This is a genomic window from Priestia aryabhattai B8W22, from assembly GCF_000956595.1.
In the GTDB taxonomy this organism is placed as follows: domain Bacteria; phylum Bacillota; class Bacilli; order Bacillales; family Bacillaceae_H; genus Priestia; species Priestia aryabhattai.
In genome coordinates this window covers 276,622-294,639 of record NZ_JYOO01000001.1, presented here as the reverse complement: position 1 = coordinate 294,639, position 18,018 = coordinate 276,622, and the positions used below count along the sequence as shown (strand labels likewise).

The window sequence follows — 18,018 nt, the reverse complement described above, 5'->3', positions numbered from 1 at the left end:
CCTCCATGGTCATTTATAGATCCTATAGCAAGAAGAGAAGTTCTATATTATCTTAGCGTTTTTATTAATATAACTCTTAAGATTTTTGTTATTCACATGGAGAGTGCAACTAGCAATTAACTCGACGCATAGAAAGAGAACATATGTAATAGCTGATACAAAGGGGGCCAAAGTTAAAAAAGAAAAGAATCATACAAGATCAAACGCTATGAACTCCTCAGCATAAGCTGCAAAGTATATTGAATAGTCTGTTCTAAATAACTAATATGTCTCTTTTACATGGTAAAAAGATATGGTTTTTTCAAACACCCACAATTAACGTTTACGTTAACGTTAATTGCGGGTAATGTAGTTTATAGATTTAAAAGTAATTAGAATAAAGCACCATTTAAATATGATTCAAACTGGTCATTATCATTAAAGGAGAGAGCTATCATGTATACACTTGGAGAACTATTAGAGCAAAGGGCTGCACAATCTGCTGAAAAAGAGGCTTTAATTTGGAGTACATCTTTCCATACATTTAAAGAATATAATGAACGTGTCAATCAACTCGCTCATTACCTGTTAAGCCATAACATTAAAAAAGGGGATCGAATTGCAATTCTCTGTCAAAACAATCATCCGTTTCCTACGATTCTGCTAGCCGCATTAAGAATCGGAGCCGTAGCGGTTCCGATTAGCTGGCAGCTGACGAAGTATGAGATTATCGATATTTTAGACAGTGCACAACCTAAAGTTATTTTCTACGACCAAAAATTTCATGAGGCTATTCCTTTTGATTCTGAACTATTAAATGACGTTATTACTTTACAAGTAGGAAGAAAAAATAGTGTGGAGACAACTGAAGAATATAATGAAATTTTTTCTGCGTATTCTATACTAAATCCAAATATAAAGGTCTCTCAAGATGACATTGCGATGCTTCTTTTTACTTCTGGAACAACTGGCAATGCAAAAGGCTGTATGATTGAGCATGGTCATGTGTATTCTTATATACAACCATCGAGTCAACGAATAGACTATGAAGAAGATGGTCGATTTCTTGCCTCGCATCCTTTTTATCATATGAGTTCTATTAATAATATTTTGAAGTCTGTTTCCAACGGAATGGGGTTATTTCTGTTGTCAGATCCTACACCCGAAATCATTTGGGAAACGATTGAAACTCATAAGATCACGATGATGCTAGCGTTTCCTTCTATGTATATGCAAATGCTTGAAATAGTGAAAAATGCGGATTCAAAGAGCTCTTCACTAAAGGTTGCTATTGCAGGAGGAGCAAAAGTTCCTGCTTATCTTATTAAAGAGTATGAAAAGTTAGGCATTAGAATGATGCAAGGGTATGGAAGTACAGAAGCATGGACAGTGAGTGTATGGACACCGGATATGGGAAATGAAAAAATTGAATCGGCGGGTAAGCCTCTTTCCGGTGTAGAAGTAAAAATTATTGATCCTGAGTCAGGACAAGAAGTAAAAACAGGGGAAGTTGGAGAAATCATTATAAAAAGCCCCTACTGTTTTAAAGGCTATTGGCATAATCAAGAGGCGACTGACAAAGTGCTACGAGACGGTTGGTTCTATATGGGGGACGCTGGAAAGATAGATCAAGACGGCTTTTTATATATTATGGGACGCTATAAAGATGTTATCGTATATGGCGGCGATAATATCTATCCCGATCAGGTCGAAGAAGTAATTGAGCAAATGGATACTGTTATAGAAGCTGCTGTGGTAGGAGTAGAAGATCCTGTTTATGGAGAAAAACCTAAAGCTTATGTAGTAAAGGATCCTCATTCTTCTTTAACAAAAGAAGATATTCTAAACTATTGTAGAGAACGATTGGCAAGTTACAAAGTTCCAGAAGTTTATTTTATTGATCAACTTCCTAAAAATCAGCTCGGTAAAGTATTAAAAAGAGAACTAAAATGAAGAGTGTTAAAAGCGCGGACTGAATTCAGCCCGCGCTTTTATGATTTAATAGAAGTAATATCATTTTAACGCAAAAATGTTAAGTAGAAAGTTTCCTGATATCAGAGTAACAAATACAAAGTGTATTTTCATATTCGGATTTGTATCCTGTAAATACGAGATTTCTTTCTTTATCATCGTAGTGAAATCCGAATTTCTTTAAATCATCTTTCAAGATATCTTCACTAATTTTAATGGAAGAAGCAATATCTTCATAAGAAGCACCATTATTTAGTTTTTGAACAATCTCACCTATTAACAAGTTACGACCTCCAGTAGCATATGTTTCTTCAGTAATAATTTATCCTAAATAGCTGCTTTTATGAAAGTTGTATGGAAAACCAATCTAGATGATTATTTCTTTATAAACAGATAATTTAACCCGATTTATACAATTTCTAAAACAGTGATGATAGCCACTAAGGTTATGTAGTTTTTTAAAGGAGAGTATTTTTTGTGAGATTTTATGCTAAAATAATATAAAATATCTATAACTTTACATATAAAACTAACTGTTGAGTGCTAACGAATTAATACATAATAATTGGTATCAAAAACATGATATAAAGTTTGTTTATCTACTCCAGATAATCAGTTTCCTAATTTGCAAAGGTTACTATCATATCAAGTGAAAGAGTAATAAAAGCATTCCTTAAATAAATTTCAACTAAATAGTATTGAAAACGAGTAATTTTTAATGAAATTTTTAGCTTAATAGATACTAAGAAACAGGAGAGAGAAAGATGAATTTTTTATTTGATTTCGTTAGACAATTCTCGACCGAATTAGCAAACTTGGCTGAGCGTATAGAAGATAATTTGTTTAACGAGCCTCATGCCTCATTGATACAGGCCCGTTTATATAGTGAGCACCTTGTGAAGTTAATGAGTAAGGAAGAAGAACTTGAGGAGCTATATGCCCTTAAGCACGCTGAGAGAATACATAAATTATATAGTCAAAATGCGATTGAAGAAGATATTTATCTAAAATTAGAGTGGATTCGAAAGAAGGGAAATAAAGCTGTACATGACGTGAAGGAAGTAGAGACTGCCGATGTGCTGCAGACTCATAAGTTTTTATTTGAAATAAGCGTTTGGTATATGCAGCTGTATGTGACGTACGAGTTTAAAGCTCCGGCGTATAAACTTCCTATTGCCTCAGAAACAAATAACGATCAAGATAAAACACTTAAACTATATCTAGATCAAAAGATTGATGATATGAGGTTAGAGATTCAAAAACAATTTGATGATATGAGGTTAGAAAAGGAAGAAGTAAAAAATGTAGCGAAACTAAAGCTTTCCGCCACTAACGAGGCAATGCTATCTCCCATGAATGCTCATCTTCAATTTAAAAATGAAAAGATTTTTATACCTAGCGAACTAGCGGATATGCCTATCACTACGCTTCCTGTAAATGGATGTAAGTATCTATTGAGTGAGTTTTTACGTGTAGGAATTACTTCTCTAAATAAAATTAACGATCCGATGGATGAGCTGCATATGAAATTAAATGGTATTGGTACCCAAGGTATGGAAAAGTTTTGGGAACAAATTAATAGTATTGAAAGTGTAGTACGTATGAATATGTCAGAAACCCACGACACTGAAGTTAAAACCATTACGATAAGCGAAAAGGTTGATAAAATCTTTGATAAACATAAATTTAAATTGAATCACCCAACGAAAAAGGCTATAGAATTTGAACACAGAATTACTAAAGAGATTGTATATTTACTACCTAATAAGCTAACAACGATTGTTCTACACCCAGATACAGCTAAGGAAAAGTTTGAAATTCCTGACAAACCGAGTCACAATACGGCATTAAGAAGCTTTCCGAAAGCGATAAACAAGGGGAAAATACCAACTAATTTTGGCTACTCTTTTAAATTTCAAAGCGAAGAAGAACTAGATGATTTTTTACATAAGCTAAATAATGCATAGAGTTAGGTAGTAATATGGCTAAGCGAGTTCGCTAAACGGAAAGGGTTCTTAACCCTTTCAAAATTTTAAGGGTTTTCACCTTTTAACTAAATGGAAATAGTTCCATTATCTTCAAGTTAGAAATGTCGTATATTTTATAAAGAATACCATACGGAGGAGATCACTATGAAAAAAGCTTTGTATTATGGAGGATGGGTAGTTGTTTGTTCGTCTCTAATCACTTTAGTTGCTGCTATTTACTCAAGTTCATCCCCTGTGGATCAGGTACCAGCTGTACAAAAGGAAGTTTCAGAATTCGATGAAGAAAATGAATTTATATTAAATTATTAAGCTCTTGTGAAAGCTTTTTTATTGAGGTTACATTTTAAATAGAAGAAATAAGGTGCTTAAAATAAAATGGATTTCTCTCTTTTTTTTATTATCATAAATATGTTCTTGTTCCCTTCGCTCCTCCTAACCTCATTTTAAATTTATTTGGGAGCGAAAGGGACACATAGCAGATAATAAATGAAAAGACATTCTATACGTATGATGAATAAAAAAGCAACCAACTATTTGGTTGCTTTTTTCCGAAAGTTAGACAAATATAATTGTATTTACCTAGTTAGTTTCACAAATTACATTTAAAATTTCACTCTAGATTTTTAATCTCTCAAATAACCAATAATTCCACCAAAGACTCCTATCGCAAGCGAAATGGGGATAGCTGCTATTCCACCATATGCCACTGCAAATCCTAATCCATCGCCATCTGAAGGATCGGTTATATGAGTTCCTTGTATGGTCACCCAAATGAGTAGAGCGCCAACCATTACAACAAAAGAAATGATAGTAGTCAGTAAAAATGCGCTAAAAGCTTTAATCATAAATTCTCCGTCACCCTCACAGTATACACTATTTGTTATTCTTCTTATTATAGTAATGATAACCAATAAAAACCAGGGGATTTTGTTTGAGGAGTTATCGTAGTGGGAGATGGAACAGCTTAAGTTACCTAATTGATGGGCAATTCGTATAAAGTTAGTGTAGAGATAAATGATTGAAAAAATGTTTGTTAGAAAGGTTGATTGTATGGAGAAGATAAGTTACGTATCTTTATGGGTTGGTAAATTTCCGTCTATTAAAGAGCTAGAAAATTATCTTTTGATTGCTTACACGGAAGACGGAGACACTATACCTTCACAATTCGAAAAGGACTTTAACATTGAGTACTTTGACGAAGATTTCAGTGAAGCTCACTATGAGGAGGTTAAGGTTCATAAACTTTCACAATTACTAGAAGGTTGTTCGTACGATGATGTAGTTATTCCTAACTTTGTTGAAAAATACGGAGAGGGCTTACCTACTAATGCTAACAGTTTGATTTTACTGTATGATTTTGAACATACAAAAAGCAGGGATGACGACGAAATTCACCGCGTTAAATATGTAGGAAGTGTTCAATATGAATAATTTAGTAAAATGTTTGTAGCTTGTTTACACAATAAATGTATTCACTTATAAAGGTTATAAAAAGGAGAAATTATGAGGAGGTGACGAGCTTGGAAATAACCCATTCAGTCATTATGAAGTCTGTAAAATGGGGAGTTATTGCCAACGCGATATGTGGAACGGCATTTGGTGTTTTATATCTACTGGGAATCATAAACGTTAGCTTGTAAGAATTGTAACAGCTCAACGTGGTGATAAAAAAACAATGGATAAAGAACTTTATATGCAAGGAATTTATAAATTCAACCAGTCCTAGTATTAGCCAGGGGCTGGTTGAATCATTTGGTTGCTTTTTAATGATAGTTGCTAGTTTCTTATTTCTACATTCATAGAAACTATATAGGAAATTACCTATAGAACATCTTTGTTTTACTACTTAATGCTCTTTTTCTGATACCATTTCCACTTTACTTGGCCAAAAAGCAAATCTTCCTAAAACCGTAGTGATTGCAGGTACAAGGAATGGTCGCACAATAAATGTATCTAACAGAACGCCTAAAGCAGTAATAATGCCGAACTGAACGAGAACTTGAATAGGCAGTGTTGCTAGAACCGCGAAGGTAGCAGCTAAAATAATTCCAGCTGATGTGATCACACCGCTTGTTTCGCTTACTCCTTCTTTAATGGCTTGTTTTAATGGCATGTGCTTCTTTTTCTGCCAGATGCTTGAGATCATAAAGATATTATAATCCTCACCAAGCGCTACTAAAAATACAAATGCGTATAAAGGAATCGCTCCTTGAATAGCATCTGCCCCCATGATGTTGTGAATGATAAGCCAGCCTAACCCTAAAGCTGCACTGTAAGACAAGATAACCGTTCCAACCAAGTAAAGCATAGCTACAATAGAACGTAAGTAACCCAATAGCAGCAGCGATATAAAAATAATGATTAGCGGGACAATGATACTGTTGTCTTTATCACTAACCGTCATCGTATCATATTGCGTCGCTGTTTGACCGCCAATCCATACTTTGGATTCCACTTTGGAAACTCCTGACTGCGATAGTGCCTTTTCTGCTGCATCTTTCAAGTCTGGAATAGCTTCCATTGCTTCTATACTATATGGATTTATATTAAACGTGACATCATATACTTTTAAATTCTTATTACTTTTACCACTTTGAGGTGCAGAAACGGTACTAATAAGATCATTTTTCTTTAATGCTTTTTCTAGATCTATTGATTTTCCTTCCGTATCAATAACTACTTGTGCTGGTGCCAGTTCGCCAGGAGAGTAGGCATCAGAAATAATCTTAAATCCTTCACGAGAAGGCATATCTTCAGGGAAAGAAGACAATAAATCATACGTGTACTTGATTTGACTAGAGTAAATGGATAAAGCTCCAAAAAAGACTAGACAAGCTACAATGATTGTCCATGGTTTAGTCGTAACGACATTACCAATCCAATTCCCGAAACGGTTTTTCTCTCTTCGGTCACGCACCGGTTTTCCTTTCTTTTTCGCTAATTCTTCTTCCATTTCAGGAGTACGAGGAACGAAAGGATAAAAAGAACCTCGTCCCATAACCGAAAGCAGGGCAGGGATAAGTGTTAAACTTGCTAGCCCCATAATAAGAATAGATAAGCTAAACGGGATTGCAAAACGGTGGTAAGCACCGTATTTTGCTACGATTAAAGCTAAAAGAGAGATGACAACTGTAAATCCACTCATCGCTATAGCACCTGAAGCACCTTTAAAGGCGTTGATAAGTGCTTGTCTCTTATCTTTTACTTTACGAAGCTCATCGCGATAATGGGAAATTAAAAATAAACAATAGTCTGTTCCGGCTCCAAATAATAAAACGGTCATAATGGATATGGACTGCGAGTCAACCGTAATCCATCCTTTATCTGCTAAAATACCGAGAATTGGACTCAGCGCCCCATAGGCAAAACCTACGCCGATTAAAGGAATAATCGCTAAAATTGGGGAACGATAAATAACAAGAAGTAAAATTAAGACTAATAAAACTGTCGCAATTAGTAACGAAACGTCTGCTCCTTCAAATAAGCTCGTTGCATCTACTTGAATTCCTACAGGACCCGTAACGCGCGTGCTTAATTTGTCTTTTTCATCTATATCTGTCGCAAAAGAATCGTATGAAACGTTTTCTTTTACTTGTTTTTTAATCGTATCTAGATTTTTTTCTAGTACATCCGTCTCAACGTTTTCTTTAAAGAAAATAGGCTGTACAAGCGTTGTACCGTCCTTTGAAATCATTTTTTGTAAAGCGGCTAACGGTAATTTATACAAAGGCAGAGTAGAAGTTTGTTCTTCTAATGGTTTCTTTTCTAAATCTGCCGCCACCTGCTGAATAGATTTTAAGTCATCAGTATTCAAACCTGAATCTTTATGCCATGTAAGCAGGGCAGGAACCCCTGATGAGTCAGGGAATTCTTTCTTTATGAGATTTTCAGCTTCTACGGAAGGTGAATTCTCACTTAAGTTGGGTGCATTGTTCACTTCCGTTTTATTCACGGCAGGCCAAGCAATTGTTAGAACTGCAGTTGCCAGAATCCATATGGCAATAACAACCCATCGACTCACTTTCCCAGTCATGAATCGGCTGAATGTTGCTAAAGGTGATTCTTTCATTAATTCTCCCTCATTTCCAAATCTGTTTGTTTCTATTACAATATATATAGAACCTTCAATAATTATATATACCAGAAGGTTAATTAATCAACTAGTTTAAATGTGGCAATTTCTTGAACTAGAAGGAGGCCCTCTTATGAATACTGATAAGACACCAAAAAAAAAGCCTGGCAGACCCAAAATAACAACAGAAAATAATATAACAAGAGAGCAAATTTTAAAGACTGCTGCCCATTTATTTATGGCATATGGATATGAAAGAGTCTCAATGGAGCAAGTGGCTGAGGCTAGCGATGTGACTAAGGCTAGCGTTTACTACTACTTTAAAAATAAGGCCACTTTATTTACCGTTTCGGTATCAAGCATGTTCCAACGTATTACAAAACAGACAGAGAAATTATTACAAAATTCCAATGGGCTAAAACACAGATTATATGAGGTAACATTGGATCATTTAAAGCGGCCGCATATTGATTTTGAAACATTATTGCAAGAAGCGACTTCTTCGCTTACAGAAGATCATATTCATGAAATTCGTGAAGCAGAGAAAGCCATACATCAGGCATTGGAGAACGTATTCAAACAAGCAGCAAACAACGGTGAAATTGTCGTAACAAGCCCTCGCTTGCTTGCGCATACATTTTCTATGGTCACAATGATTCGGAATAAAAAAGAATTAATAGCTGAATTAGGAGGACCTGAAAAAACGGCTAAGGCTCTAGTAGATCTTTTTTGGGTAGGGATTGGTCCTACTAACTGACCTTTTTTATTGCACATTACAAAGAAGAAATAAAGAACGGCTAAAAAATATTGAGCAGTATTTTTTAGCCGTTCTTTGCATTAATCATGTGAAAAAGCGAAGTTATATAATAAAAAACGCAAAAATTTAATAATTTGGTTTTTATTTGTATTTCAAGCAGTAATTGATAGAAGGTTAGTGTTAAAATAATGAAAATCCTATCTTTTGGGGTTGCCTTTAGAATATATGGTTATTCTATTGTAAACAAAACTTTTAGCATAACAGCTTACATTTTGGAAAGGAGAAAAATGGATGGAATCTATTTGGCTCGAATACGTATGGGCATTGTTGATTCTAATCGGGTTAGAAGGATTATTATCAGCTGATAATGCTCTTGTACTAGCAGTTATAGCTAAACATTTACCCGAGGATCAGAAAAAAAGAGCGATTAATTATGGAATTCTTATGGCATTTATTTTTCGATTTGGAGCTCTTTTTGCCATTTCATTTATCGCTAACGTCTGGTGGATACAGGCCGTAGGAGCAGCTTACCTTCTTTATTTAGGATTGAAGCATATCATTAAGGCACGGCTCGGGAAACATAATGAGAATATTCATAATGATGACGAAAAGGAGTCTGCTGGAAAAGGGTTCTGGCCGACGGTGGGGAAAATTGCGTTAGCCGACCTAGCTTTTGCCATTGATTCTATTTTAGCTGCGGTCGCTATAGCTCTTGGGCTTCCGGATTCACAGTTTGGAGAAATCGGTGGTATGGACGGAGGACAGTTTGCAGTTGTTGTTCTTGGAGGGATTGCAGGTCTTATCTTAATCAAGTTTGCAGCGACCTGGTTTGTAAAACTCCTTGAAAAGCGACCTGCCTTGGAAACTACAGCATATGCCATTGTCGCTTGGGTAGGTGTGAAACTTGCTGTTATTACTCTTGCGCATAAAGATATTGGTGTGTTAGATCCTCATTTTCCTCATAGCACCACTTGGACCCTGATTTTCTATGGAGTATTAGTTGGTATCGCGCTATTGGGTTGGTTTGCACCGGGCAATAAGTCATCAGAAAAGGCATCGGTTTAAAAGGTAATCAAGTGTGCCATACGCAACCGTAAATTAGACTTCTGCTAAACATTATCACTTTTTATTACCTTATAGAAAATACGCTCTCTAAATTTATCCATTACCCTTACTCTTTTCATCCAAACGGAGCCTTACTTTTAACATTTAAAAGCATGTTTAGGTTCTATAGAAAAAATGAGTTTGGTTGATTCATGCGTAGCTATTAAGTACGTTAATTCAAGCAGGGTTAACGTACTTTTTAATTGTAGCTATCTGGTTATCTTATTTGTTATTTTTGTTCCTTAAGGAAGACCAAATCATTAACGATTTGGCCTTCTTCCTTTTAGTAGAGAGAATGGTTTAAAGGAGTAAAAGCTATCGAGCTTCATGAAAAGATTGCCCAATATATGATTGATAATGAAATGTATCATGCCTATGATATAGAAGAACAAGTAACTGACGATTTAGAAAAGGTAGATAAAGCGTTAGATTTAGCGAAAGGTTAACTAAAATTTCCCCTCTGACAATAGAGAGGGAATTTTTTTAGATTACATAAAAAGTTTTTTTGATATTTCTACAAAGGAAAAGAAGTCTATATTTTATTCTCTTATCAGTAGATAATTTACCCCATTTTATACAATATTTAGACGATATCTTATAGTCTTTTATCCCATATCCGAATAAATTGGTTTTAATTGGCTGCTGAAGGATACACCTATTAGTAGAACGACATATTCTATGGGGATAGAGGAGGAGAAAATAGTGAAGGAAATTAAAGTAGCAGAAAATAGTGGTCAGGCAAATAAGTTTATTGAAGAGTTTTTTGCTAACGGGTTTAGTAAAAGTGAAATTTATTTATTGACTTATAATAAAGAGCGCTCGGAATATTTAACAAATACAACAAATACAAAAGAATATCGGGCTTCTGAACAAGGAGTTTTTGAATCTGCAGTTAATAAGTTATTTTCTCGTGAAGATGAACTTCATTCTAAAATGGCCTCGTTAGGTTTAACCCTAGAAGAAGCTAAACAATGTGTCGGGGAAATGAAACAAGAACGTATAATAATCATTGCAAGAAAAGGTGTGTAATGGTTTTTCCTTGTAATAACTTTCGAAGAAACTAAGTAATCGAGAAGTATTAGTAAATCTTACTAGCATGCTGCTTTATATATAATATTTGTTCTTTGGTACGAATGTTTTATGAATCGGAAAGATACTGAACTAAAAGTATATTACTAGAGGTCGTTTACTAATCTCATATGGAGGTGAAAGGATAATGATTCGATTTTTTGGTATCCACATAGGGACGTTATACTTTCCTACAAGTATCCTTCTAATTACTTTATTAGTTTTAGTAGGTTTTATTATCTATTTTCTTAGTAGAAGGAAAAGAAATAGAGATAGAGATCAAACGATTCATTCAAATGAGAATATGGTAAAGGGGAAAAGATAAAACTTTGTAAATGATCTAAAAGGAGAATTAATATATTTCGTCATCAAAAAGAATTGCAGTATGAAGTGAAAGTAAATCATCCTAATCCTACAGTTCCTGATACAGCCTTACACTATGATTTAACCTATGAGAAGGTATGATTTAAATAAATGCAGAGAAGGCCCTTGAAATCATTTCCAAGGGCTGTTTTTATTTGTATTCTGTAAAGGACAGACGTCCTTTTAATCTTCTATTTTCTTATTATTTCTTATTTATAAATTCAAAGGAAACTTTATTATCGTTTTTTAAGATTTTAAACAAGCAATTGAATCCTTGATAAATTTGAAATAGTAGTCTAACCTTCATATTAAGGAGTGAAAATTATGAATGAAAACATTTCGGGTATTGATTATCAGGAAGTCATTGAATATGCGTTAGATCCACTCATTATTCATTCGAATCATAAGATTATATATGTTAACCACGCAGCTGAACATTTTTTTAGAGGAAAAAGGGAAGATATCATAGGTGCAAGTCCTTTAGATATATTTCAGGAAACATCTAAAGCAGCAATAAGGAAAAGAATCCAATCTGCCTATGAGCGCCCAGCAGAGCTCATTGAGGAAACCATATTTAGAATGGATGGGACAACTGTTAATGTTGAATTATATTGTCATCCCTTGCTGCTGGGAGATAAAAAAGTAATCCAAACCTATGTGAGAGATATTACGGTAAAAAAAGAGAGTGAAACAAGACAAAAAGAAATAATAAAGCAAATAAATGAACTGTCTACAACCCTTGTTCCTCTTTTAGAGGGGATCGCTGTACTTCCCTTAGTAGGATCCATAGATGAGGAAAGAGCAAACCAACTTCTAATGGCCGTTCCAGTAAAAGTGCAGACGCAAAATATAAATTGTTTAATTATAGATTTTTCAGGTATTTATACATTGGATTCAATTGTAACGGAGCATCTTTTTAAAATTAATAGCGTTATGTCACTACTTGGAGTGCAATGTATCTTAACAGGATTAAGACCAGAATTATCTCGCGCTGCTGTACAGCTAGGTATTAACTTAGCTTCTACCCCGACAATGGCTACTGTAAAAAATGCACTTCATTTTTTGGGGATTACTTTTAGTAAATAACCTATAAAATGAAAATACCTAAAGCAATTTTTACGTTTTTAAAGATACATATTATATAAATCTTTAAATTATACTTTTTATCGGAATTTTCTAATCAAAGGAATAATGGCGGCATCTTTACGGTTGCATGCTGTTTTAACTATTTCTAAGTAGTTTTTAAAATTAGATTTGTACCTTATATACATTAGAAAACAAAAGAAACTCCTGGCATATGCCGGGAGTTTCTTTTATTTAAAATAACACATTGTGCGGTCGCATGTTTGTTAAATAAAAGAGAGAAGAATCATTGAATTGCGTTCTTCAGTTTAAGATCTTATATAAAGCTTCAGAAGCGTTATCTATATCATAATCGTTATAATGTAAGGTTTTTTGATCCGTAAGTGTAGTAATTTGAAAAATCTTAGATGTTTTACAATACGACAATTCCAGTACTTCAGGAATTGTATGAGTAATAGCGCTATCCTCATATTGAACAAGAGTATTAAGCGTTTTTTTTATTTCAAGTATATTCATAAAAGTACCTCTTTCCATTATAAGGAAACTCAGGGTACAAAGAGACCATATAATTTAAATTTTATATCCTTTCTCTATTGTAACATATGCTCGTATAGAAAAATACCTGTCGAGAATAGACAGTATGGTAACTGCAATTATAAATTCTATGCACTTCTAGTCCTGCTAGCTGGTCAGTTAAAAAGGCGGGAGAATTACGTAATATATCTATGGTTTATTAACATTTATTAGTCATTTAAAATTTATCCTAAGTAAGAAATGAAAGACAGAAAGTAACCAAAATGAAAAAAGAATAATGGAGATAGATTATTAGTCTATTTTATTGCTTTATAGACAACTGGTGAGGAAAGCTTAATTAATGTAGAGGGCTCTCCAAAAGCCATAGATGCATCAATAAATGTTTCAAGAGATTGAACGGAATTAGTTAAAACTTTTACTAGATAGTTGTATTGGCCTGCCAAACGATGACATTCGATAACTTCAGGGTGTTCTTTACAGTATTCTACGAATTGCTTACATTTTGTATTGCTATATAAAATAAAGGCTGTTACAGGTTTGTTGAAATTTTCAGGGTTAATTATTGCTCTATATCCATCTATTATGTTTTTTTCTTCAAGTTTTTTTACTCTTTCATTAACAGCAGGGGTAGATAAACCAACCAGCTTGCCCAACTGTGTAAAAGACAAACGAGCATTCTCTTGTAAATATAGTAATATATTTTGATCAATTTCATCCATAAAACATACCCCGCTTTAAATTATAAATTAAAATAATGAATTTTTCGTCAATATTAAAGCTATTCATTAGTAATACAATAAAATAAACATGTGAAAATAGAAATTTATACAATACAATTTAATTATATCAAAAGGAGGGATTTAATGGCTTTAGAAATGAGAAATACATGCGAAAAGTGCAATAAGAAACTCCATAATAGCTCTGTTGCTTATATCTGTACTCATGAATGTACATTCTGTGATAAATGTAGTGAAAGTGCGATGTATATTTGTCCTAACTGTGAAGGAGAACTAGTTAAAAGACCAAGGGGCAAAGAACATTCGTTAAGTTGCTCACTGAGCTTATCATAAATCTGGATACAATACTGTATAGATAGTGCAGTCAAAATAGCTACGATCAATGGGGGGCATTCAACAGCGAACCGCAACGGATTTAAGTACGAAATAAATTATAAAGCATCATAGTGAAAGTAAGTCTACATGGTCATTGCAGTGTTGGACACTTTTCAATTGTCAGAAATGCAGAAAAAGACTTGTTTCGTCCCATACATTGTTCTTATAGGTAACAATTACACGACGACAAAGATTTTTAGAGTACTGAAAATCGAATTCAGTAATCGGTTGATTTATAGATAAAACAAAAGGTAAACTAAAATAAAGCCCTAAAAGTGTTTAATCGATGCTTCTTAGGGCTTTATTTCTGCCAACCATTGTGTCTCAATCGTTTTTTATTAAGCAGGAAAGCCTCCCGTTGGCGGTGGCCATGCTCCGTTTAATCTTCTCATAATGACAATTTCACCTAGATGATAGCTGTTGTGAGAAGCAATATTACGCAGTAATCCCCCTGGGGTTTCACTTGGCCAAGCATCCAGAGGTTCTTCGATTGCTAATGTATCAGCCAAGTGACAAGCTTCGTCAATTCCATCACAAAAATGCTGGATCGTCTTTTTCCATTCTTCCTCATCAGATGGAGCTGGATGTTCGGGCCAGCTTTCACTTACACTTTTCGGTCTCTCAGGGTTTTCTCCTTTAGCAAGAGCAAGTAAAAAGTCTTGCCAATAGCTCATATGCTTCACTAATTGATAAATAGAGTAAGGTAATTCCTTTTGTTTATGTGAAGCAAGTTCTATACTAATATCGGTTATTGCATTAATTGTTGGAAGATGACCTCTTTCACCTCTGAGTGATTTGATAAGTGCATCACGAAATGCTGTATTTGTTTGTGTCATGTTTTTCAGCCTTTCTTCTTCAAAGTCATACGCTTTTAACAGTCTAACACAAATCAGTTTAATATATGTACTTCCGCGATTTTGGAAATATGAAAACCCTTACTAAATACTAGTTGAATAGTAAATGCCCAATATAAGAATACGAGATCTTCGCTTAAACATCTTTGTGTGTCAAAAAGCCTTTAGTATAATAACCCCTGTAATAATAAGAGTAACGGAGATAATCTTTCTTTTGTTTTTTGATTCTTTAAATATATAAATGCCTAACAGTGTTGTACTAGCAATCGTTAGCCCTGCCCATATAGCAAAAACAATACCCATTTCGAAATAGTGTGTTGTTAGAGAAATGAAATAAATACAAGCAATGAACAATAAGAATGCACCTATTGTGGGAAAAGTTTGTCTAAAGCCTTTAGATAGTTTTACACACATTTGTCCTGCAATGCCCAAAACTAAACCAATCGTTAAGAATATGTATCCCATTACGCCGTCATCCTTTCTTTAGAGCTTCCTTTAATGTTAAGAGAAACTACACCGATTATAATAAGAGAAACTCCTAAGATTTTAGATAAAGAAATAGTTTCATCAAAAAAAACAATACCTGTGACAACCACAAGTACGGTTGCTCCTCCAGCATATAACGCACTTGCTACTCCTACTTCACCTTTGGCGTTAAGGAGCATATAAGCAGCAATCGAAGAACAATAAAACAGTATGGCAAAAACAGTCGGAACAAAGTTTGTGAATCCATTCGTAAGATTAAGAAAAAATACTGCAATTACCTCTAAGATAATGGCAAGAGACAATAATAAATAAAACAATTGGATTTCCTCCTTTCAGTAGCCTCATTTTAAGAACTTTACGTAATTGCTACTAAATAATTGCAGTAGCACTCGGATGTCATTATTTTATCTAGAGCCTGATATCTTGTAAAATAATGATAAATGATTGTAGATATCACTATTATTAATACCTAAATGAATGTAAGTGGAAAGGAGAATGTTTATGGAAGTAGAAGATATACGCATATTTATGGCTGTAGCAGAATACGGCAGTGTAAGTCTTGCTGCTGATAAGCTAGGTTATGTCCAACCAAATGTAACAGCACGTATTCGATCTCTTGAACGGAAAATTGGACACCCGTTGTTTCATCGTCACAGACGTGGAATGACATTAAATGTAGAAGGCCGAAAACTTTTAACGTACGGAGAACAAATGATGCGGCTGATGGATGAAATACAGAAAGCATTTCAAGATGAGCATAACCTTGTCGGATCATTATGTATTGGATTAGTTGAAACGGTAGTAGGGTTTCCTGAAATCATTTCTTCCTATCATAATAAGCACAAAAATGTGGATATTTCTCTAGTATCAGGAGTAAGTACACAATTAATAGAGAAAGTTCTTAAGTTTCAGCTAGACGGGGCATTTGTAGCAGAACCAGTAAATGTGTCAACGCTTGATCAAATTCCGGCTTTTGATGAAGAAATTGTACTTGTATGCAGCGCAAATGAGAACGGTAAGAAACAGATTCAGTCTGCTAGAGAGTTACTACACTTACCATTTATCTTATTTAATGAAGGCTGCCAATATAGAGAAAGGCTACAGCAGTGGTTAAAAGAAGAGCAAATCGTATCGCCGAAAATTATGGAATTTGCTACACTCGAAACGATTATGGGGACAGTAGTTTCTGGCCTTGGTGTGACACTTATAGCTCGGTCATTAGCGGAAAGATATGAGAGGGAAGGATTAGTACAGCTCTTTTCAATACCTGAGCCTTACAGAGACCTTAGGATTGTATATGTTCGTCGTTCCGACTCCTATCTAGGAGTAACTGAACGTGAATTTATAAAGACAATCAGCGAGGTAAGAGAAGGGAAAAATCAGAAATAAACAGACTGTTTTTTCATAAAGAGCTTTTTTATTTAGCCTATGTTTAGTATGAATATACCAAGTGTTAATTTGAGCAGTAAAAGTGAGTTTTTTAATATCTAAAGAGGATTACGCTGCTTAACTTTTTATATGGTATACATCTAAAACATGTGTAAAGGAGCAGCTACAGTGAAGATAGAGGACAAAAAATTCGCGGAACGAGTACTGAAGCACTTACTTATTAGCAGTCAAATAGATGGCTTGAAATTTGGGCTTAATAGCTCTGTAACTCTATTGTATTTTACTAACTATAATAAAAAAGATGATAGTGATTTTGTATTGAATATCGAAACAACTTGGACTGTATATCCTGAAGCCCGCGATACATACCCATCATCAGAGGATGAAGTGCCTTTGCATACAGAAGAGCAATATTTTAAGCATATTTGGGATATCAGGAGACAAAAAGTAGTAGACGTTCAGCTGGATGCCGTATCGCCTCATCTTATCATTTCTCTAGAATCGGGGAGAGTATTATTTGTGAACGGTCATGATCCTGACTATGAATGCTGGCAATTAGGAGACCCTTTTGCAGGAAGTGATTGGCTTTTAGTTGCAGCTCCGGGTGATGACATAGCTGTTTGGTGTCCTGAGGAGTTTGAATGAGCGTTATGTTAACTATTCTTACATGTTGTATACAGAGAAATTACTAAGGGAATTGTTAAAATAGAATATGGAGGAAAATGCATGAATACGATCTTAGAGAGCTTTTATGACTTAAAGGAAATACTGAGTTCTTTTAATAACCTTCATGAAAAGTACAATTGGCTGTTGACTGATTTAGATGGATCTTTTCCAGATAAGTATCTTGATTACTTTACTGACTACAGAATTTACAACAATGGAACGAGCGGCAATACATATTGGATTACAGGTGAAAAACTCACGAAGCTTGCTAATAAAGAGGACATATATTTTATATGGGGAGTTTTTTCTGCCTTTGATAAGCAAGAAACTATAAATTTAGATAGATTTAAAGAAGGGCCTTATGCTGATGGTAATCCGGATTTTTGGATTGAAACACCAACACTTCAGCACCCTAAAGCAATTATAGAATTAGTTTTTTGGGACTCATCTTTAATTTTACTTCTAAGCAAGGACGAAGAAATATCTAGAAATCTTAGAACCAAGTTTACAAAATGGAAAGACCTAGACAAGTATAATAATAAATAGCTTCATGACGTACATGTACTATCGGAGGATTAACTAACTAGAAGTA

General features: G+C 34.4%; 20 protein-coding genes. 12 read left to right on the top strand and 8 right to left on the bottom strand.

What is annotated here, in order from left to right; translation table 11 throughout:
• Positions 1–435: 435 nt before the first annotated feature.
• Positions 436–1,932, top strand: a complete 1,497-nt coding sequence (locus tag N178_RS01340; protein WP_045289860.1) for a class I adenylate-forming enzyme family protein — start codon at positions 436–438, stop codon at positions 1,930–1,932.
• A gap of 79 nt (positions 1,933–2,011) precedes the next feature.
• Here N178_RS01340 and N178_RS01335 read toward each other — a convergent pair whose 3' ends face one another.
• Entirely contained in the window at positions 2,012–2,233 is a 222-nt protein-coding gene (locus N178_RS01335; protein ID WP_045289858.1) for a hypothetical protein, read from the bottom strand.
• A gap of 481 nt (positions 2,234–2,714) precedes the next feature.
• Here N178_RS01335 and N178_RS01330 point away from each other — a divergent pair, with 481 nt between their 5' ends.
• Positions 2,715–3,917, top strand: coding sequence for a DUF4145 domain-containing protein (locus N178_RS01330; protein ID WP_045289856.1), 1,203 nt, complete (start codon positions 2,715–2,717; stop codon positions 3,915–3,917).
• 165 nt (positions 3,918–4,082) lie between these two features.
• The gene (locus N178_RS26680) at positions 4,083–4,247 is read left to right on the top strand and encodes a hypothetical protein (protein WP_160297351.1); all 165 of its coding nucleotides are present in this window, start codon (positions 4,083–4,085) and stop codon (positions 4,245–4,247) included.
• 314 nt (positions 4,248–4,561) lie between these two features.
• Here the strand turns inward: N178_RS26680 and N178_RS01325 are convergent, their stop codons facing one another.
• Positions 4,562–4,783 (bottom strand): hypothetical protein, encoded by a 222-nt coding sequence (locus N178_RS01325; protein ID WP_045289854.1) that lies wholly within the window; start codon positions 4,781–4,783, stop codon positions 4,562–4,564.
• A 205-nt stretch (positions 4,784–4,988) separates the two neighbouring features.
• Between N178_RS01325 and N178_RS01320 the strand changes: the two genes are divergently transcribed.
• Entirely contained in the window at positions 4,989–5,369 is a 381-nt protein-coding gene (locus N178_RS01320; protein ID WP_045289918.1) for an immunity 22 family protein, read from the top strand.
• Positions 5,370–5,784: 415 nt separating this feature from the next.
• Here the strand turns inward: N178_RS01320 and N178_RS01315 are convergent, their stop codons facing one another.
• Entirely contained in the window at positions 5,785–8,007 is a 2,223-nt protein-coding gene (locus tag N178_RS01315) for an MMPL family transporter (RefSeq protein WP_045289853.1), read from the bottom strand.
• Between the two features lie 136 nt (positions 8,008–8,143).
• Between N178_RS01315 and N178_RS01310 the strand changes: the two genes are divergently transcribed.
• The 4 genes from N178_RS01310 (at position 8,144) to N178_RS01290 (ending at position 12,388) form a co-directional block, all read left to right on the top strand.
• The gene (locus N178_RS01310; RefSeq protein ID WP_045289851.1) at positions 8,144–8,767 is read left to right on the top strand and encodes a TetR/AcrR family transcriptional regulator; all 624 of its coding nucleotides are present in this window, start codon (positions 8,144–8,146) and stop codon (positions 8,765–8,767) included.
• A gap of 291 nt (positions 8,768–9,058) precedes the next feature.
• Positions 9,059–9,832: a TerC family protein gene (locus N178_RS01305; RefSeq protein WP_045289849.1), complete on the top strand. Its 774-nt coding sequence runs from the start codon at positions 9,059–9,061 to the stop codon at positions 9,830–9,832.
• 741 nt (positions 9,833–10,573) lie between these two features.
• On the top strand, positions 10,574–10,900 hold the full coding sequence (locus N178_RS01295) for a YflT domain-containing protein (protein WP_045289847.1): 327 nt from the start codon (positions 10,574–10,576) through the stop codon (positions 10,898–10,900).
• 726 nt (positions 10,901–11,626) lie between these two features.
• A complete protein-coding gene (locus tag N178_RS01290; protein ID WP_045289845.1) occupies positions 11,627–12,388 on the top strand; it encodes a PAS domain S-box protein in 762 nt (253 codons plus the stop codon).
• Positions 12,389–12,688: 300 nt separating this feature from the next.
• On the opposite strand, the gene N178_RS01285 is transcribed toward N178_RS01290, so the two are convergent.
• Complete coding sequence (locus N178_RS01285; RefSeq protein WP_045289843.1) at positions 12,689–12,901, bottom strand: hypothetical protein; 213 nt, start codon at positions 12,899–12,901, stop codon at positions 12,689–12,691.
• Between the two features lie 314 nt (positions 12,902–13,215).
• Positions 13,216–13,638: an Lrp/AsnC family transcriptional regulator gene (locus tag N178_RS01280; RefSeq protein WP_045289842.1), complete on the bottom strand. Its 423-nt coding sequence runs from the start codon at positions 13,636–13,638 to the stop codon at positions 13,216–13,218.
• Positions 13,639–13,782: 144 nt separating this feature from the next.
• Between N178_RS01280 and N178_RS25640 the strand changes: the two genes are divergently transcribed.
• The gene (locus N178_RS25640) at positions 13,783–13,989 is read left to right on the top strand and encodes a DUF1272 domain-containing protein (protein ID WP_080890125.1); all 207 of its coding nucleotides are present in this window, start codon (positions 13,783–13,785) and stop codon (positions 13,987–13,989) included.
• Between the two features lie 380 nt (positions 13,990–14,369).
• Here N178_RS25640 and N178_RS01275 read toward each other — a convergent pair whose 3' ends face one another.
• The 3 genes from N178_RS01275 to N178_RS01265 all read right to left on the bottom strand — a co-directional run bounded on the left by N178_RS01275 (position 14,370) and on the right by N178_RS01265 (position 15,688).
• On the bottom strand, positions 14,370–14,867 hold the full coding sequence (locus tag N178_RS01275; protein ID WP_045289841.1) for a DinB family protein: 498 nt from the start codon (positions 14,865–14,867) through the stop codon (positions 14,370–14,372).
• A gap of 171 nt (positions 14,868–15,038) precedes the next feature.
• Positions 15,039–15,350 (bottom strand): DMT family transporter, encoded by a 312-nt coding sequence (locus tag N178_RS01270; RefSeq protein ID WP_045289840.1) that lies wholly within the window; start codon positions 15,348–15,350, stop codon positions 15,039–15,041.
• Positions 15,350–15,688 (bottom strand): DMT family transporter, encoded by a 339-nt coding sequence (locus tag N178_RS01265; protein ID WP_045289839.1) that lies wholly within the window; start codon positions 15,686–15,688, stop codon positions 15,350–15,352. Before N178_RS01265 ends, N178_RS01270 begins: the two co-directional genes overlap by 1 nt.
• Before the next feature lie 184 nt (positions 15,689–15,872).
• On the opposite strand from N178_RS01265, the gene N178_RS01260 reads away from it, so the two are divergent.
• The 3 genes from N178_RS01260 to N178_RS01250 all read left to right on the top strand — a co-directional run bounded on the left by N178_RS01260 (position 15,873) and on the right by N178_RS01250 (position 17,972).
• Positions 15,873–16,760, top strand: a complete 888-nt coding sequence (locus N178_RS01260) for a LysR family transcriptional regulator (protein ID WP_045289837.1) — start codon at positions 15,873–15,875, stop codon at positions 16,758–16,760.
• A gap of 168 nt (positions 16,761–16,928) precedes the next feature.
• Positions 16,929–17,405 carry a hypothetical protein gene (locus N178_RS01255; RefSeq protein WP_080890124.1) on the top strand — a complete coding sequence of 159 codons (477 nt, stop codon included), beginning with the start codon at positions 16,929–16,931 and terminating at the stop codon, positions 17,403–17,405.
• 81 nt (positions 17,406–17,486) lie between these two features.
• Complete coding sequence (locus N178_RS01250; protein ID WP_045289833.1) at positions 17,487–17,972, top strand: hypothetical protein; 486 nt, start codon at positions 17,487–17,489, stop codon at positions 17,970–17,972.
• Positions 17,973–18,018 lie beyond the last annotated feature (46 nt).

Coding starts and splice junctions, on each gene's coding strand:
- N178_RS01340 (WP_045289860.1), top strand. CDS start 436: ATGTATACACTTGGAGAACTATTAGAGCAAAGGGCTGCACAATCTGCT.
- N178_RS01330 (WP_045289856.1), top strand. CDS start 2,715: ATGAATTTTTTATTTGATTTCGTTAGACAATTCTCGACCGAATTAGCA.
- N178_RS26680 (WP_160297351.1), top strand. CDS start 4,083: ATGAAAAAAGCTTTGTATTATGGAGGATGGGTAGTTGTTTGTTCGTCT.
- N178_RS01325 (WP_045289854.1), bottom strand. CDS start 4,783: ATGATTAAAGCTTTTAGCGCATTTTTACTGACTACTATCATTTCTTTT.
- N178_RS01320 (WP_045289918.1), top strand. CDS start 4,989: ATGGAGAAGATAAGTTACGTATCTTTATGGGTTGGTAAATTTCCGTCT.
- N178_RS01315 (WP_045289853.1), bottom strand. CDS start 8,007: ATGAAAGAATCACCTTTAGCAACATTCAGCCGATTCATGACTGGGAAA.
- N178_RS01310 (WP_045289851.1), top strand. CDS start 8,144: ATGAATACTGATAAGACACCAAAAAAAAAGCCTGGCAGACCCAAAATA.
- N178_RS01305 (WP_045289849.1), top strand. CDS start 9,059: ATGGAATCTATTTGGCTCGAATACGTATGGGCATTGTTGATTCTAATC.
- N178_RS01290 (WP_045289845.1), top strand. CDS start 11,627: ATGAATGAAAACATTTCGGGTATTGATTATCAGGAAGTCATTGAATAT.
- N178_RS01285 (WP_045289843.1), bottom strand. CDS start 12,901: ATGAATATACTTGAAATAAAAAAAACGCTTAATACTCTTGTTCAATAT.
- N178_RS01280 (WP_045289842.1), bottom strand. CDS start 13,638: ATGGATGAAATTGATCAAAATATATTACTATATTTACAAGAGAATGCT.
- N178_RS25640 (WP_080890125.1), top strand. CDS start 13,783: ATGGCTTTAGAAATGAGAAATACATGCGAAAAGTGCAATAAGAAACTC.
- N178_RS01275 (WP_045289841.1), bottom strand. CDS start 14,867: ATGACACAAACAAATACAGCATTTCGTGATGCACTTATCAAATCACTC.
- N178_RS01270 (WP_045289840.1), bottom strand. CDS start 15,350: ATGGGATACATATTCTTAACGATTGGTTTAGTTTTGGGCATTGCAGGA.
- N178_RS01260 (WP_045289837.1), top strand. CDS start 15,873: ATGGAAGTAGAAGATATACGCATATTTATGGCTGTAGCAGAATACGGC.
- N178_RS01250 (WP_045289833.1), top strand. CDS start 17,487: ATGAATACGATCTTAGAGAGCTTTTATGACTTAAAGGAAATACTGAGT.